The sequence below is a fragment of the Streptomyces sp. TLI_171 genome (genome assembly GCF_003610255.1).
Classification (GTDB): domain Bacteria; phylum Actinomycetota; class Actinomycetes; order Streptomycetales; family Streptomycetaceae; genus Kitasatospora.
On record NZ_RAPS01000001.1, the window covers coordinates 4,143,268 to 4,157,578 of the forward strand.

15 protein-coding genes and 3 tRNA genes are annotated in these 14,311 nt (G+C 73.5%); 8 read left to right on the forward strand and 10 right to left on the reverse strand.

Annotated features, from left to right (window positions below):
* Window positions 1–20: 20 nt before the first annotated feature.
* Window positions 21–404, reverse strand: a complete 384-nt coding sequence (locus BX266_RS18970; RefSeq protein WP_099901406.1) for a VOC family protein — start codon at window positions 402–404, stop codon at window positions 21–23.
* Window positions 405–488: 84 nt separating this feature from the next.
* On the opposite strand from BX266_RS18970, the gene BX266_RS18975 reads away from it, so the two are divergent.
* On the forward strand, window positions 489–1,250 hold the full coding sequence (locus BX266_RS18975) for a TetR/AcrR family transcriptional regulator C-terminal domain-containing protein (RefSeq protein WP_099901408.1): 762 nt from the start codon (window positions 489–491) through the stop codon (window positions 1,248–1,250).
* A 437-nt stretch (window positions 1,251–1,687) separates the two neighbouring features.
* Here BX266_RS18975 and BX266_RS18985 read toward each other — a convergent pair whose 3' ends face one another.
* From BX266_RS18985 to BX266_RS19005, 5 genes are all read right to left on the reverse strand, one after another.
* Window positions 1,688–2,233: a Uma2 family endonuclease gene (locus BX266_RS18985; protein ID WP_259464755.1), complete on the reverse strand. Its 546-nt coding sequence runs from the start codon at window positions 2,231–2,233 to the stop codon at window positions 1,688–1,690.
* Window positions 2,234–2,444: 211 nt separating this feature from the next.
* A tRNA-Phe gene (locus BX266_RS18990) sits at window positions 2,445–2,518 on the reverse strand.
* 27 nt (window positions 2,519–2,545) lie between these two features.
* A tRNA-Asp gene (locus BX266_RS18995) sits at window positions 2,546–2,619 on the reverse strand.
* A gap of 42 nt (window positions 2,620–2,661) precedes the next feature.
* Window positions 2,662–2,734 (reverse strand) — tRNA-Glu (locus tag BX266_RS19000).
* A 128-nt stretch (window positions 2,735–2,862) separates the two neighbouring features.
* Window positions 2,863–3,204: a metallopeptidase family protein gene (locus tag BX266_RS19005; protein ID WP_099908037.1), complete on the reverse strand. Its 342-nt coding sequence runs from the start codon at window positions 3,202–3,204 to the stop codon at window positions 2,863–2,865.
* A 93-nt stretch (window positions 3,205–3,297) separates the two neighbouring features.
* On the opposite strand from BX266_RS19005, the gene BX266_RS19010 reads away from it, so the two are divergent.
* From BX266_RS19010 to BX266_RS19030, 4 genes are all read left to right on the forward strand, one after another.
* Window positions 3,298–3,756: a CrcB family protein gene (locus tag BX266_RS19010; RefSeq protein WP_099901412.1), complete on the forward strand. Its 459-nt coding sequence runs from the start codon at window positions 3,298–3,300 to the stop codon at window positions 3,754–3,756.
* The gene (crcB, locus tag BX266_RS19015; RefSeq protein ID WP_099901414.1) at window positions 3,753–4,112 is read left to right on the forward strand and encodes a fluoride efflux transporter CrcB; all 360 of its coding nucleotides are present in this window, start codon (window positions 3,753–3,755) and stop codon (window positions 4,110–4,112) included. The genes BX266_RS19010 and crcB overlap by 4 nt, the downstream gene beginning before the upstream one ends.
* A 1,016-nt stretch (window positions 4,113–5,128) precedes the next feature.
* Window positions 5,129–7,423: a DEAD/DEAH box helicase gene (locus BX266_RS19025; RefSeq protein WP_099901418.1), complete on the forward strand. Its 2,295-nt coding sequence runs from the start codon at window positions 5,129–5,131 to the stop codon at window positions 7,421–7,423.
* Window positions 7,424–7,543: 120 nt separating this feature from the next.
* On the forward strand, window positions 7,544–8,365 hold the full coding sequence (locus tag BX266_RS19030; protein ID WP_099901419.1) for a TIGR02452 family protein: 822 nt from the start codon (window positions 7,544–7,546) through the stop codon (window positions 8,363–8,365).
* Window positions 8,366–8,372: 7 nt separating this feature from the next.
* Here BX266_RS19030 and BX266_RS19035 read toward each other — a convergent pair whose 3' ends face one another.
* The gene (locus BX266_RS19035) at window positions 8,373–8,672 is read right to left on the reverse strand and encodes a hypothetical protein (RefSeq protein WP_099901421.1); all 300 of its coding nucleotides are present in this window, start codon (window positions 8,670–8,672) and stop codon (window positions 8,373–8,375) included.
* A gap of 104 nt (window positions 8,673–8,776) precedes the next feature.
* Between BX266_RS19035 and BX266_RS19040 the strand changes: the two genes are divergently transcribed.
* The gene (locus BX266_RS19040; protein WP_099901423.1) at window positions 8,777–9,949 is read left to right on the forward strand and encodes a low temperature requirement protein A; all 1,173 of its coding nucleotides are present in this window, start codon (window positions 8,777–8,779) and stop codon (window positions 9,947–9,949) included.
* Here BX266_RS19040 and BX266_RS19045 read toward each other — a convergent pair.
* Both BX266_RS19045 and BX266_RS19050 read right to left on the reverse strand, forming a co-directional pair.
* Window positions 9,895–10,596, reverse strand: coding sequence for a tyrosine-protein phosphatase (locus BX266_RS19045; RefSeq protein ID WP_099901425.1), 702 nt, complete (start codon window positions 10,594–10,596; stop codon window positions 9,895–9,897). The genes BX266_RS19040 and BX266_RS19045 overlap by 55 nt on opposite strands.
* Before the next feature lie 146 nt (window positions 10,597–10,742).
* A complete protein-coding gene (locus tag BX266_RS19050; RefSeq protein ID WP_099908039.1) occupies window positions 10,743–11,489 on the reverse strand; it encodes an SDR family oxidoreductase in 747 nt (248 codons plus the stop codon).
* A 105-nt stretch (window positions 11,490–11,594) separates the two neighbouring features.
* Between BX266_RS19050 and BX266_RS19055 the strand changes: the two genes are divergently transcribed.
* Window positions 11,595–12,212 (forward strand): transglutaminase domain-containing protein, encoded by a 618-nt coding sequence (locus BX266_RS19055; protein ID WP_099901427.1) that lies wholly within the window; start codon window positions 11,595–11,597, stop codon window positions 12,210–12,212.
* A 41-nt stretch (window positions 12,213–12,253) separates the two neighbouring features.
* On the opposite strand, the gene BX266_RS19060 is transcribed toward BX266_RS19055, so the two are convergent.
* Complete coding sequence (locus tag BX266_RS19060) at window positions 12,254–13,441, reverse strand: DNA glycosylase AlkZ-like family protein (RefSeq protein ID WP_099901429.1); 1,188 nt, start codon at window positions 13,439–13,441, stop codon at window positions 12,254–12,256.
* Window positions 13,442–13,639: 198 nt separating this feature from the next.
* Here BX266_RS19060 and BX266_RS19065 point away from each other — a divergent pair, with 198 nt between their 5' ends.
* On the forward strand, window positions 13,640–14,311 hold the full coding sequence (locus tag BX266_RS19065; protein WP_099901431.1) for a DNA polymerase beta superfamily protein: 672 nt from the start codon (window positions 13,640–13,642) through the stop codon (window positions 14,309–14,311).

Below are 14,311 nucleotides of genomic sequence, written 5' to 3' on the forward strand. Positions count from 1 at the left end.
ATGGTGCGGCGAACGGCTCGTCACTCGGTGGTCAGCCACTGGACGAACTGGACCACCACGCCGTTCGGGTCGGTGACCTGGAACAGCCGCTCGCCCCACGGCTCGTCGCGCAGCGGCATGGTGACCCGGGCCCCGGCCGCGCGGAGGCGGTCCTGCTCGGCGGCCGCGTCGTCCACCGTGAACGCCAGGATCAGCCCGGCCGCGTGCTGGTCGCGGAAGCCCTCCGGCAGCACCTCCAGCCCCCGGCGCAGGAAGACCACGTTCAGCCCGGCGTTCGGGTGGGCGAGCGAGACGAAGCCGTCGGCGGCCATCTCCGGCCGGAAGCCGAGGTGGTCGGCGAAGAAGGCGGCCGAGGCGTCGACGTCCTCGACGGTCAGCGAGACGGCGGAGCGGTTGATCTTCAAGGGGTGGCCTCTCGACGCGTCCGGATTCTCTGTACGCCGTACACTATACACAGTACGGAAAATCGGGCGTGGAAGAATTCCGGCATGGCCACCAACCGGAGCAGCGCGGGAGACCCGGCCCGGACCCTCGCCCTGCTGTGGGGCACCTCCACCGGCAGCAGCGGGCGACGCGGCCCCCGACAAGCCCACTCCACCGCCGACATCGCCGCCGCCGCCGTCCGGATCGCCGACGCCGAGGGCCTCGACGCCCTCACCATGCGACGCCTCGCCCAGGAACTCGGGCTCTCCCCGATGGCGCTCTACACCTACGTCCCCGGCAAGGCCGAGCTGCTCGACCTGATGCTCGACACCCTCTACGCCGCGATGCCCCGCAGCACCCCCGCCGACCCCGGCTGGCGCGCCCGCGCCACCGCCGTCGCCGACGACAACCGGGCCCTCTACGCCGCCCACCCCTGGATGGCCGCCGTCCCCACCTCCCGGCCCCCGCTCGGCCCCGGCCTGATGGCCAAGTACGAGTACGAGCTGCGCGCCCTCGAAGGCACCGGCCTCGACGACCTCCAACTCGACGCCGCCCTCACCCACCTGCTCGGCTTCGTCCAGACCTGCGCCCGGATGGCCACCGACGAACGGGCCGCCCAGCAGGACAGCGCGATGAGCGACCAGGACTGGTGGACCGCCAACGCCGCCCTCCTCGCCCGCGTCCTCGACCCTGCCCGCTACCCCACCGCCACCCGCGTCGGCACCGCCGCCGGCGAGGCCCACGGCGCCGCCTACAACCCCACCCACGCCTACGACTTCGGCCTCGCCCGCACCCTCGACGGCCTAGCCGCTCTGATCGACTCCTGACCGGGGCCGCCAGCGGGGGGTGTCGCTCCGGACCTCGCCGTCCAGCCAGTGCCAGACGGTTCGTCGCTCCGCAGCGGGAAGACGCCGTCATGGGGCCCGCGCCGGCCGCGCCCACCGCCAGCAGGAAGGTGCGGTGGTCGGCCGGGAGGCGGATCCCGAGCCGTTTCTCGGCCTCCGCCGCCTCGGCGGCGGCCCGTTGGCGTACACGGCACGAAGAAGCCCCCCGAGGCTGATGCTTCGAGGGGCTTCTCGGTACTGTGGCCAGGGCCGGGGTCGAACCGGCGACCTTCCGCTTTTCAGGCCAAGCTGGGATGGTGGGATGCCCCGGTTCGAACCCTTCTGCCGTCCGGACAAGGCCATGGCCGAGCGCCACTGTTCGAGCCGGTTGGTGTCAGTGGTGGCGTCGACCGGTGCTGGACAGTGCGAGCAGACGTGGGTCAGTACGGTAGTAGGTCGCTCGTGATCAGGTCGAAGTCGAACGGCTCGGGGATGCGCAGCGTCTCGCCGAACTCGATGTCCTCACGGCGGTGGTACTTCGTACCGTCGGGCCGGCTGAACAGGGTCACGGTCTTCTGCCTGGCGTCGACCAGCAGGTACAGCGGGATGCCCATCAACGGGTAGTCGCGGACCTTCCCCACCCAGTCGTTCTCCGGGTTCGAGGGGGAGACGAGTTCGACGGCGACAGCGGCGAGTTCGGACGGGACCTGGTTCTCGGAGGTTTCCAGCGCTTCGCTCGGAAGGTACGTCAGGTCCGGGTTGCGGCTCTTGCCGACGTTGGGTGACACCAGGTCGGTGTTCTCGCTCGGTAGCAGATCGACCGGGGCGTACCTGTCGAACTGGCGGCGGACTAGCAGCAGGTTTCGCTGGTGGATCCCCGAGGGGCTGACCATCATGACGATGGTGTCGCCCGAGATCTCCACCTTGAACCCGTCGGGCAGGCTCCGTCGGGCTTCGTCGAGGAGTGCGAAGTGCTCCGGGTTCATGAGGGGTGTCTCCTGGAGTGCGCCGGGCATCACCCTCAGAGTAGTCCGGCGCCCAGGGCCGACAGCGCCGTGCGCGGTGCTTGCCGCGATGCCCGTTCTCCGGCCCGTCAGCGGGACCTCGATCGCTCCGGCGGCCGACCCCGCTGTGCAGTTGCGTCGAACGGCGCGAAAAAGCCCCCGAAGCGCGTGCTTCGGGGGCCTTCCGTTCGTGTGGCCAGGGCCGGGGTCGAACCGGCGACCTTCCGCTTTTCAGGCGGACGCTCGTACCAACTGAGCTACCTGGCCGTACTGCGACGCCTCTTGCGAGACGAGCGATCCCGACGGGACTTGAACCCGCGACCTCCACCTTGACAGGGTGGCGAGCTAACCAACTGCTCCACGGGACCTCATGTGGATCGCTCCACAAAGGACCTTACTACGGTACTGCGTACCCCCAACGGGATTCGAACCCGTGCTACCGCCTTGAAAGGGCGGCGTCCTGGGCCACTAGACGATGAGGGCTTTTCGCGGCCCCGTCCGGCCGGTTGATCCGGCGTTCGGGGACGTCGAGAAGCATATGGGATGCCGGGCGGAACACCAAAACGGTTTCCGATGGTCGGCGCGGCGCGGCGAGGTGCGGGGGCCGGGGGTCAGGACCAGCCGAGTTCGTGGAGTTCGTCGTCGTCGAAGCCGAAGTGGTGGGCGACCTCGTGGATCACCGTGATGCGGACCTCCTCGACGGCCTCCTCGCGGGTGGCGCAGTGGCGGAGGGTCGGGCCCCGGTAGATCAGGATGCGGTCGGGGAGGACGCCCGCGTACCACTCGCCGCGCTCGGTGAGCGGGATGCCCTCGTAGAGGCCGAGCAGCTCAGGGGTGGCCGGGTCGGGTTCGTCCTCGACGAAGACCGCGACGTTGTCCATCATGGCGGCCAGCTTCGGCGGAATCTGGTCCAGCGCGTCGGACACCAGCGCCTCGAACTCGTCCCGGGTCATCTCCACCCGTTCATTGTCGGGACTCCGTTGACGGGACGCCAGATGATCCGGGCAGTGGCGTTCGGCGGGTCGGCAGGTGCTTGACTCTCTGGCATGAGCGGCAGGGTCGTGACGGAGCCGAGGCAGCCGGTGCTGCGCGGGCAGGGGCGGGTGGTGGCCGCGGTCGCCGCCGGCGGGTTGCTCGGGGCGAGCGGCAGGTACGGGGCGGCGCTGCTGTGGCCGACCGCGCGGGACGCGTTCCCGTGGACCACGCTGCTGGTCAACACGGCCGGGTGCGCGGTGATCGGGGTGGTGCTGGTGGCGATCACGGAGGGGCCGTGGCGGCCGCACCCGTTGCTGCGACCGTTCGTGGCGACCGGCGTCCTCGGCGGGTTCACCACCTTCTCGACGTACGCGGTCGACGCGCAGCAGTTGTTCGACCACGGGCTGCCCGGCAAGGGCCTGCTGTACCTGGGCGGGACGCTGCTGGCGGCGATGGGCGCGGTGTGGGGCGCGGCCGGTGCGACCCGGGCGGCGTTGCTGGCCCGGGCGGAGCGGAAGGGCGGGCGATGAACTGGCTGCTGGTGGCGGTGGGTGCGGTGGTCGGAGCGCCGCTGCGTTACCTGACGGACCGTGCGGTCCACTCCCGGGTCGGATTCGCCTTCCCGTGGGGGACGTTGACGGTCAACGTGGCGGGCTGCGCGCTGCTCGGGCTGCTCACGGCGGTCGCGCCGACGGACGTGCGGCTGCTGCTCGGGACGGGGCTGTGCGGGGCGCTGACGACGTACTCGACGTTCTCGTTCGAGACGCTGAAGCTGGCCGAGAACGGGTCCCGTGGGGCGGCGTTGGGGAACGTGGCGCTGTCGTTGGGGGCGGGGTTGGCGGCGGTGTACGCGGGGGCGGGAGTGGGGCGGCTGGTGTGGGGGTGAGGGCGGGCGCGGGGGCGGGCTGAAGCCGGCCGGGAACGGGTCCCGTGGGCGGTGCCGGGGGACGTGGCGCTGTGGGCGCGAGCGGGGGTGGCGGCGGTGCACGTGGGGGCGGCCGGTGCGGGGGTGAGGGGCGGTCCCGGGGTGGTGGGGCGGGCTGTCCGGGGGTGAGTGGGGGGCCACCCGTGTCCCGGTGGGGTGGGTGGGCGTTGGGCACCGAGAACGGTGGCGGGCTCCGGGTGGGGCGCGCGCAGGAGGTGGCTCGGTGGTGGCGGTTGGGTCGGCGCGTCGGCGGGTGGCGACGGGGACGGTGGCGGCGGCGTTCGCCGTGTTCGGGCTGAGCGGCTGCATGTCGGTGGGCGCGGACGTGCCGGGCGGGGTGGCAGAGGTGAAGCCGTCGGGCTCGGCCTCGGCGACGGGTCCGAGGGCCGGGATCGGGGCGGCGGTGCACCAGGGCGGCCAGCGCTCGGAACACGGCGGCGCGTTGAGCGCTGACGGTGCGTCACCCGGGCTCTCGCCCTCGCCGGGTGCGCCGGCGTCGGAGGCGCCGCCGCCGGCGGGCGTGCCGGGGGCGCCCGTGGTGGTGCCCGCGCCGTCGGGGAGCAGCAGCGCGCCGTCGCCGTCCGCGACCGGGCCGGCGACGGCGGGGCCGAGCCAGTCCGCGGGGGGCGGGGCGGGCTCGCCGAGTCCGCAGGGCAGCCCGTCGGCGCCCTCGCACTCGCCGGCGCCGTCCGGGTCGCCCGGCGGGTCGACGGAGCCGAGCGAGTCGCCGTCGGGGCACTGACGGGGCGGCCACGGGCCGGGGAAACCTTCGTTCGAGGGCGCTGACCAGGTGATTTGCCTCTGATCCCGAGGCTCCCCTATGGTGGTAGATCGTTCGTTTGATCCTATTTGGCTGGCGCTCCTCATACACCTTTGAGCGCCCTTGGCGCGTTCCGGCGATCCGTGGCTGACCGCATAGAGGCGGTTTTTCAACAGACCCCCGGACTTTGGCGCGTGCCACTTCCGGAAGGTTTTGCATGTCTCTCGTTGACGACGCCCGCTTCGCCATGCCCGCGAACGGGTCCGACGCCGCCGACACCGACTCCCTCGACACCGACATCGACACGCTGGACGCGGAGCTCGCCGAGCTCACCGAAGGCGACACCGACGCGGACACCGATGCCGCCCCCGCCGAGCCCACCATCACCTTCGGCGACCTGGGCCTGCACGACGACGTCGTGCGGGCGCTCGCCAAGCGCGGCGTCACCACCCCGTTCCCGATCCAGGCCGCGACCATCCCGGACGCGCTGGCCGGCAAGGACGTGCTGGGCCGCGGCCGCACCGGCTCCGGCAAGACCCTGAGCTTCGGCCTGCCGCTGCTGACCCGCCTGGCGGACGGCGAGCGCACCAAGGCGAAGCACCCGCGCGGTCTGATCCTGGTCCCGACCCGCGAGCTGGCCATGCAGGTCGCCGACGCGCTGGAGCCGTTCGGCTCGGTGCTCGGCCTGCGCCTGAAGGTGGTCTGCGGCGGTACCTCGATGTCCAACCAGATCTACGCGCTGGAGCGCGGCGTGGACGTGCTGGTGGCCACCCCCGGCCGACTGCGCGACCTGATCAACCGCGGCTCCGCGAAGATGGACGAGGTCGAGATCGCGGTCCTGGACGAGGCCGACCAGATGGCCGACATGGGCTTCCTGCCCGAGGTCACCGAGATCCTCGACCTGGTGCCGGCCGGCGGCCAGCGCCTGCTGTTCTCCGCCACCCTGGAGAACGAGATCGACACCCTGGTCAAGCGCTACCTGAAGAACCCGGTCACCCACGAGGTCGACCCGTCGGCCGGCGCGGTCACCACCATGACCCACCACATCCTGGTCGTGAAGCCCAAGGACAAGGCGCCGATCACCAGCGCGATCGCCGCCCGCAAGGGCCGCACCATCATCTTCGTCCGCACCCAGATGGGCGCCGACCGGGTCGCCCAGCAGCTGGTCGAGTCCGGCGTGAAGGCCGACGCGCTGCACGGCGGCATGACCCAGGGCGCCCGTACCCGCGTCCTCGGCGACTTCAAGGACGGCTACCTGAACGTGGTCGTCGCCACCGACGTGGCTGCCCGCGGCATCCACGTCGACGGCATCGACCTGGTGCTGAACGTCGACCCGGCCGGTGACCACAAGGACTACCTGCACCGCTCCGGCCGCACCGCGCGGGCCGGCCGCTCCGGCACCGTCGTCACCCTGGTGCTGCCGCACCAGCGCCGCGGCGTGTTCCGCCTGATGGAGGACGCGGGCGTGGACGCCTCGCGCCACATCCTCGACCACGCCTTCGACGCCGAGGTCGCCAAGATCACCGGCGCCCGTTCGCTGGTCGAGGTGCAGGCTGAGAGCGCGTCCGGCATCGCCGGCGCCGCCGAGCGCGAGGTGGCCGAGCTCACCCGTGAGCTGGAGCGCGCCCAGCGCCGCGCCACCGAGCTGCGCGAGGAGGCCGACCGCCTGGCCTCCCGGGCCGCCCGCGAGCGCGCCGAGCTGGGCATCGAGGACGAGGAGCCGGCGGCGGAGGACGCGGCCGAGGCCGTGGCCGAGACCGCCGTCGAGACCGAGGCCGCCGCTCCGGTGACCGAGGACCGCGCCCCGGCCTACCGCGAGGCCCGCAGCGAGCGCCCGGCGTACAACAACCGGGACCGCGGTGACCGTGAGCAGCGTGGTGGCTTCAACCGCGATGACCGTGGTGGCCGTTCGTTCGGTGACCGTGAGCAGCGTGGCGGCTTCAACCGTGACGACCGTGGTGGCCGTTCGTTCGGTGACCGTGAGCAGCGTGGTGGCTTCAACCGCGATGACCGTGGTGGCCGTTCGTTCGGTGACCGTGAGCAGCGTGGTGGCTTCAACCGCGATGACCGTGGTGGCCGTTCGTTCGGTGACCGTGAGCAGCGTGGTGGCTTCAACCGCGATGACCGTGGTGGCCGTTCGTTCGGTGACCGTGAGCAGCGTGGCGGCTTCAACCGCGATGACCGTGGTGGCCGTTCGTTCGGTGACCGTGAGCAGCGTGGCGGCTTCAACCGTGACGACCGCGGTGGCGACCGTGGCGGCCGCTCCTTCGGCGACCGTCCGGCGCGCTCCTTCGGCGACCGCGACCGCGGCCAGGCCGGTGGCGGCAGCCGTCCGTTCGCGCGGCGCGACGACCACCGCGCCGGTGGGCGTCCGCAGGGCTTCAACCGCGATGACCGTGGTGGCCGTTCGTTCGGTGACCGTGAGCAGCGTGGCGGCTTCAACCGCGACGACCGCGGCGGCGACCGTGGCGGCTTCAACGGCGGCGACCGCAAGCCGCGTTGGAAGAACTGACGCTCCGTCCGCGAGCTTCGGCCGGGCCCGTTCCACTTCGGTGGGGCGGGCCCGGCCGCGTCTCCGGGGGACGCGAAAAGCGATGGTGGGGGCGGGAGTCGGGGACTAGCGTGCCGAGGCATGAGCAGTAGGCAGCGGGCCATGGCCACGCAGAACGAGGAGATCGCCGACCGGGGCGAGTACCGGAGTGTCACCGGGTCGATGGTGCGGATCGCCGAGGAGCTGGCCGCGGCCCGGGCCGGGACGGTCAGTTACCCGCCCGACGCGGAGTTCGGGCCGGGCCCCGGGCCGCTGGCGGGGAAGGCCGAGGTCACCGGCGAGGGCAGCATGCAGGCGGCGGCCCGGCTGCTCGCCGAGGGCGGGCGGAGCGTCGCGGTGCTGAACTTCGCGTCCGCGCGCAGCCCCGGCGGCGGCTACCTGCGCGGGGCGAAGGCGCAGGAGGAGGACGTGTGCCGCAGCTCGCTGCTGTACCGCTGCCTGCTGGAGGCCCCGGACTACTACGAGGCGCACCGGGCCTCCACCGACCTGCACTACAGCCACCGGGTGATCTGGTCGCCCGGCGTGCCGGTGATCCGGGACGAGCGCGGGGACCTGCTGGCGGCCACCCGCCGGGTCGGCTTCCTGACCTCGCCGGCGCCCAACGCGGGCCAGCTGGCGCTGCGTTCGCCCGGCGCGGCGCTCGATCTCGGCCCGGTGCTGGCCGAACGGGCCGCCCGGGTGCTGGCAGTGGCCGCCCGGCACGGCGTGCGGGAGCTGGTGCTCGGCGCCTGGGGCTGCGGGGTGTTCCGCAACGACCCGGCCGAGGTGGCGGCGGCGTTCGGGCAGGCGCTGGAGGGCTGGGGTGCGGCCTTCGACCGGGTGGTCTTCGCGGTCTGGGACCGCGCCGTGCCCTCGGCGAACCGGGCGGCGTTCGAGGCCCGGTTCGGAGCACCCGGGGCGTGACGGGGCGTCAGTCGCCGGTGGCCAGGGCGGAGGCGGCCGCCACCACGCCCGTCACGGCCAGGACGGCCGGCCAGGCGCCGATCTTCTTCGCCAGCGGGTGGGAGCCGCCGAACGCGGCCAGGTACAGCGCGGTCAGGCCGGCCGCGGCGGGTGCGCCCGAGCGGCGGGACCAGCGGACCGCGGCGGTGGTGCCGGCGGCGGCCAGCACGGCGCCGCCCAGCTCGCGGCGGCCGGAGAACCGGGCGGCCGCGTAGCCGCCGATCAGGCCGGTGGCGGCGACGGCGGCGGTGGCGGGGAAACGGGCCACGGGACGGGCTCCTTCACGACGGTGGTCGGTGGACGCAGCGTCCACGGTAACGCTCCTAACGAGCCGACTGCGGGCCGGGAGACGGGGGTTGGGATACTCCTGCCGTGACGTACCAAGAGCTTGCGCAACCGGGGGACGGCGAGCTGCGGGCTAGCCCGCTGGAACTCTTCTTCGACCTGGTCTTCGTCTTCGTGATCACCCAGCTCACCGCGAGCCTGGCCCACCACCTCACCCCGGGCGGACTCGCCCGGGTGCTGGTGATGCTGGCGGTGATCTGGTGGATGTACGACGCCTACATCTGGGTGGCCAACGCGCTGCCGCCACGCACCCACGCCCGGCGCGGCCTGATGCTGCTCGGCATGGGCTGCTTCCTGGTCATCGCGCTGAGCGTGCCGCGCGCCTTCGAGGGCGGCGGCGGGACCTTCGGCTGGGCGTACCTGGTGGTGGTCGCCGTGCACACCGGGATGTTCGCCGGCGCCGGGGTCAGGCTCGGGGCGGTGGCCCGGATGGGCGGGCTGAACGTGATCGGCTCCGCCCTGGTGATCACCGGCGGCTACCTCCGCGGCGGCCCCGAACTGGTGCTCTGGATGATCGCGTTCGGTTTCCAGTTCGCCATCCCGTACCTGGTCGACCTGCCGCGCTTCCAACTGCGCGCCGACCACTTTGTGGAGCGCCACGGACTGGTGGTGATCATCGCGTTCGGCGAGACCGTGATCGCCACGGGCGTGGGCATCGGCGACGCCGAGCTCACCCCGGCGCTGATCGGCACCGCGCTGCTCGCGCTGCTGGTCTGCGTCGGCCTGTGGTGGGCGTACTTCGGCGCGGACGACGAGGAGCGGGCCGTGCACGCGATGGCCGGCCTCGACGACGCCCGCCGCAACCTGTTGGCGATCAAGGTCTACAACATCGGGCACTACGCCCTGCTGCTGTCCGTCATCCTGTTCGCGACCGGCGCCAAGAGCGCCACCGCGCACCCGCTGGCGCCGCTGCACCTGCCCGAGGCGCTCGCGCTGGCCGGCGGTCCCGCGCTGTTCCTGCTCGCCAACGCGGGCATCCGCCACACCCTCGCGCTCGGCCCGCGCTCCCTGCGGCTGCTGGCCGCGGCGCTGGTGCTGGTCGCCGTCCCGCTCGGCACCGGGCTCTCCGCGGTGGCCCAACTCCTCGCCACCGTCGTGGCGCTGGGGCTGGCCTTCGCGGTGGAGGACCGGCGGGAGGCGGTCGGTCAGGCCGGGCCGAGCGCGCGCAGCGCGGCCAGCTCGTCCGCGGTCGCGCCGTGATTGAGCAGGTAGGCGTCGAGTGAGCCGTGCAGCTCGTGGATCCGGGCGAGCGCGGCCCGCAGGTGGACGGCGTCCACCGGGCGGGAGAGCCGCTCGACGCCCGCTTCGTCCAGGTAGCTGACCGGGCCCTTGTCCAGGCCGAGGCCGACGTTGGAACGCAGGAAGTCGACCACCACCTCGGCCTCGGACAGGCCCGCGAGGGTCTGCAGGACGGCGATGGTCAGGCCGGTGCGGTCCTTGCCGACCGCGCAGTGCACCAGCACCGGAGTGCCGGCCGCGAGCGCGCGGACGGCCGCGACGATCGCGATCCCGCCGGTCTCGGCCATGAACGGGTACAGCGCCGCCTGGTCCTCGGGCCACACCCGGTCGGTGGTGGCCGGGTCCGGCAGCATCGGCAGGTGCAGGTACCGGACCTCCTCGCCGAACGCCGGGTCCGGCCAGTTGGCGATCTCCACGGTGCTGCGCAGGTCGATGACGGTGCGGATGCCGAGCTCCGCGAACCGGGAGACGCCTTCCGCGGTCAGCCGGTTCAGGCTCGACGAGCGGAACAGCAGGCCGGGGCGGTAGACCCCGGCCCCCGCGTCGCGGAGGTTGGGCACGTCGGGGAGGTCGAGGAACGGCGCGGCGGCGATGTCGGTCTCGGTCATGCGGTCAACGGTAGGTGCGGGGGCGGACGTCGCGTCCCGGCGTTGACCGAACCGGTACCGCCGGATCCGCGATGTTCATATGAACGTCTGATCCGAGGTGGTCCGGGAGCGACGGCCCGCGGAGATGGCGCCGTCCGCGGTGGGCCTCAGCGACCGCCGGCCGCGTCCAGGAACGCGCCGGTGACGTACGAGGCGGCAGGGGACAGCAGGTAGAGGATCGTCTCGGCGATCTCCTCCGGCTGCCCGCCGCGGCCCATCGGCAGGTTCGGGCCGACCCGGTCGACCCGGCCCGGCTCCCCGCCCAGCGCGTGGATGCCGGTGTGGATCAGGCCCGGGCGTACGGCGTTGACCCGGATGCCCTCGCCCGCGACCTCCAGCGCCAGCCCCGTGGTCATCGAGTCCAGCGCGCCCTTGGACGCCGCGTAGTCCACGTACTCGTTCGGCGAACCCAACCGGGACGCCGCCGAGCCGACGTTGACGATCGCCCCGCCCCGGCCGCCGTACCGGGTCGACATCCGCCGCACCGCCGCGCCCGCGCACAGGAACGGGCCGGTGATGTTGGCCGTCCAGATCCGGGTCAGCCGCGCCTCGTCCAACTCGTCCAGCCGGCACTGCCGCTCCAGCGTGCCGGCGTTGTTCACCAGCGCGGTCAGCGGGCCGAGTTCGCGCTCCGCGGTGTCGAACAGCCGCTCCACCTCGGCCCCGGTGGTGACGTCCGCGCGGACCGCGACCGCGGTGCCGCCCGCCGCCCGGATCCGCTCCACCACTCCGGCCGCCGCGGCGTCGTCGGTGCGGTAGTTCACGCACACCCGGTAGCCGCGCCCGGCGGCCAGCAGCGCGGTGGCCGCGCCGATGCCGCGCCCGCCACCGGTGACCACCAGTACCTCGTCCAGCGCCATGCCGACGTCCCTTCGTCCACTGACCTCTGCCGACCGACGGTAGTCCATCAGGTGAAACCCCTTTGCCCGGGCCCGAGTCCGAACCGCAGCATCACGGACATGGACCCATCCGTCTCCCCGAACGGCCCGCTGCGGGCCGCACACCCGGACCCGGCCGCGTACCTGGCCGCCGACGAGGTCATCGACCACGACCACCCGGCGATCGTCGAGCGGGCCGCCGCCCTGCGCCGCTCCGACCCGGTGGCCACCGCGGAGGCGGTGTTCGAGTTCGTCCGCGACCGGATCGCCCACTCCGCCGACATCGGGTACTGGTCGGCCGCCTACCGGGCCTCCGACGTGCTCGCCGCCGGCAACGCCATCTGCCACGGCAACGCCCACCTGCTGGCCGCGCTGCTGCGCGCCAACGGCCTCCCCGCCGGGCTCTGCTACCAGCGCCTGGAGGTGCTGCACGGCCTCAACGGCGTCCTGCTGCCCGGCAGTTCGTGGTGGGTCCGGCTGGACCCGCGGGGCAACCGAAACGGTGCCGACGGCCACTTCGCGACCACCCCCGCCGCCGAACGGACCGCCTGGCCGAGTGACGCCTCCCGCGGGGAGCACCACTACGGGACGGTGTACGCGGCCGTGCCGCCGGTGCTGCTGGAGGGTCTGCGGCGGGGCGTGCCGGGCACCGCCGGCTACGGCTACCTGCCGCCCGAAATCCCGGACCCTGCTGCCTAGTTCTTCGTGGTTCGGTGCTTCGTGGTGGAGCTCTTCGTGGTTCAGCCGGAGGAGGCGCGGAGGGCGGCGAGCTTCGGGGCGCGGCTCTTCGGCGAGTCCAGGCTGAAACCGCGGGCGTCGCCCAGGTCCTCCCGCACGAACTCCTCGGCGGACCCGATCGCGGCGCGCAGCGCGCTGTCCATCGGCACGAACAACTGGTGCACCAGCTCCCGCTGTTCGGGGTCGTACTCCCACAAGCCGACGATCCGGCCGCGGTCCACCACCAGATGGGTCTGCGGGTCCGCCTCGCTGCCGAAGCTCCGCCCGGTGCGGGACGCCGGGACGGGGCGGCCCGCGTCCCGCACGTCGACCAGCCGGGCCAGGTCACGGTGCAGCAGGTGCAGGCCGTCGATCCCCGCGACCAGCGCGTACGCGGGCTCGGTCGGAACGGTGAACTCCTGGAACTCCTGCATGAGTTCGGGCGGCATGAGGAGATCGGTGCCGGGCAGCGGCTCCAGGTGCAGCGGCGCCAGCGCGGCCTTCGCGGTGGCCGCGGTGAACCCGGAGAACCAGCGGAAGTGCCGGATCGAGGCCGGGGCCGCCCAGCCGAAGTACCGCCGGGCCAGCTCGGCGGCCTCCCCGTGCACCGGCTGGTCCCACCGGACGTACCCGTAACGCTGCTGGTCCAGACGGCCGTTGACCGGCACCCGGCGGATCAGCCCGCGGGCCTGCAGCAGTCCCAGGGCCAGCGGCAGCGTCGTCGACACCCCGCGCTTGCGGCCCGCCTCGCCCAACGAGCGGACCGCCGCCCCGGCCCGCTCGCGGACCTGCCGCGGCCCCAACGGCTCGGTGGCGGACAGGACTTCGGAGACCGTCAGGCAGAGCTGCTCGATCTCGTCCCGGGTCACGTCCAGGTGCCGTACCGCCGAACCGATCTCCGACTCCGGCGCGCCCGCGCCGGCCGCCAGGCCCAGCGCGAAGTCCTCGGCCGGCAGCACGTAGGTGCAGCCGCGAGCCGCCGGCAGCTCGTGCACCTCCAGCGCCGCGACCGCCGCGTCCACCTCGGCCCGGCGCAGCCCCGCCCGCGCGAACAGCCCCAGGTACGGCGCCGACCCGCCCACCGAGCGGGCCCAGCCCGTCGCCGCCAGCACCTCCGCCGCCGACGCGCCCCGATGCCGCCCGCCGTCCAGCCACTGCCGGTGCGCCCACCAGGCGCGGAGCTTCGCCGCCGGGATCTCACCGTTCGCCATGCGCCCAGTATCGGCGCCGGGCCCGGCCGCACCCAGCACCCGGCCGGCGCGACGGGCGGCCGTGTCGCCCCGGTCGGCCTGGTCCGGTACTCCTTCTGCCGCTGCCGGCGCCGCGGAAATCGTTCGCGCGTGCGGGTCGTCGGAGGCGAGACTGCGGGGGTCACCCGCCGTCCGCGTCCGCCGAGGAGGCGTCCGCCCATGCACGTCCTGCTCTCCGGCATCGTCGGCTCCACCGCGTACGGCCTGGCGCACGCCGGCTCCGACCTCGACCGGCTCGGCCTGTTCGCCGCGCCCACCGTGGCCTTCCACGGCCTGCACCGCCCCGCCGAGTCGCACGTCACCACCGCCCCGGACCGGACGCTGCACGAGGCCGCGAAGTGGTGCCGGCTGGCCCTCGGCGGCAACCCCACCGCCTCCGAACTGGTGTGGCTGCCCGACGAGTTGTACGAGGTGCGGACGCCGCTCGGCGAGGAGCTGATCGCGCTGCGGGCGACCTTCCTGTGCGCCGCCGCGGTGCGCAACTCCTACCTCGGCTACGCCCGCCAGCAGTTCCACAAGCTCAGCACCCGGGACCGCACCGACCCGACCGGCCGGGCGCGGGCCGCCAAACACGCCCGGCACCTGGTCCGGCTGGTCCGCCAGGGCGTCTCCCTGCACGAGACCGGCCGGCTGGAGATCCGGCTCACCGAGCCCGAGCAGGTCCGCGCCCTCGGCGAGCGCTTCGCCGACCACCCCGAGGACGCCGTCCCGCTCCTCGCCGACGCCGAGGCCCGCTTCGACCGCCCCGGCGTGCTCCCCGCCGCCCCCGACGAACGCCCCGTCGAGGACTGGCTCCGCCGCGTCCGCACCGCCCACCTGCCCGCCGCCTGA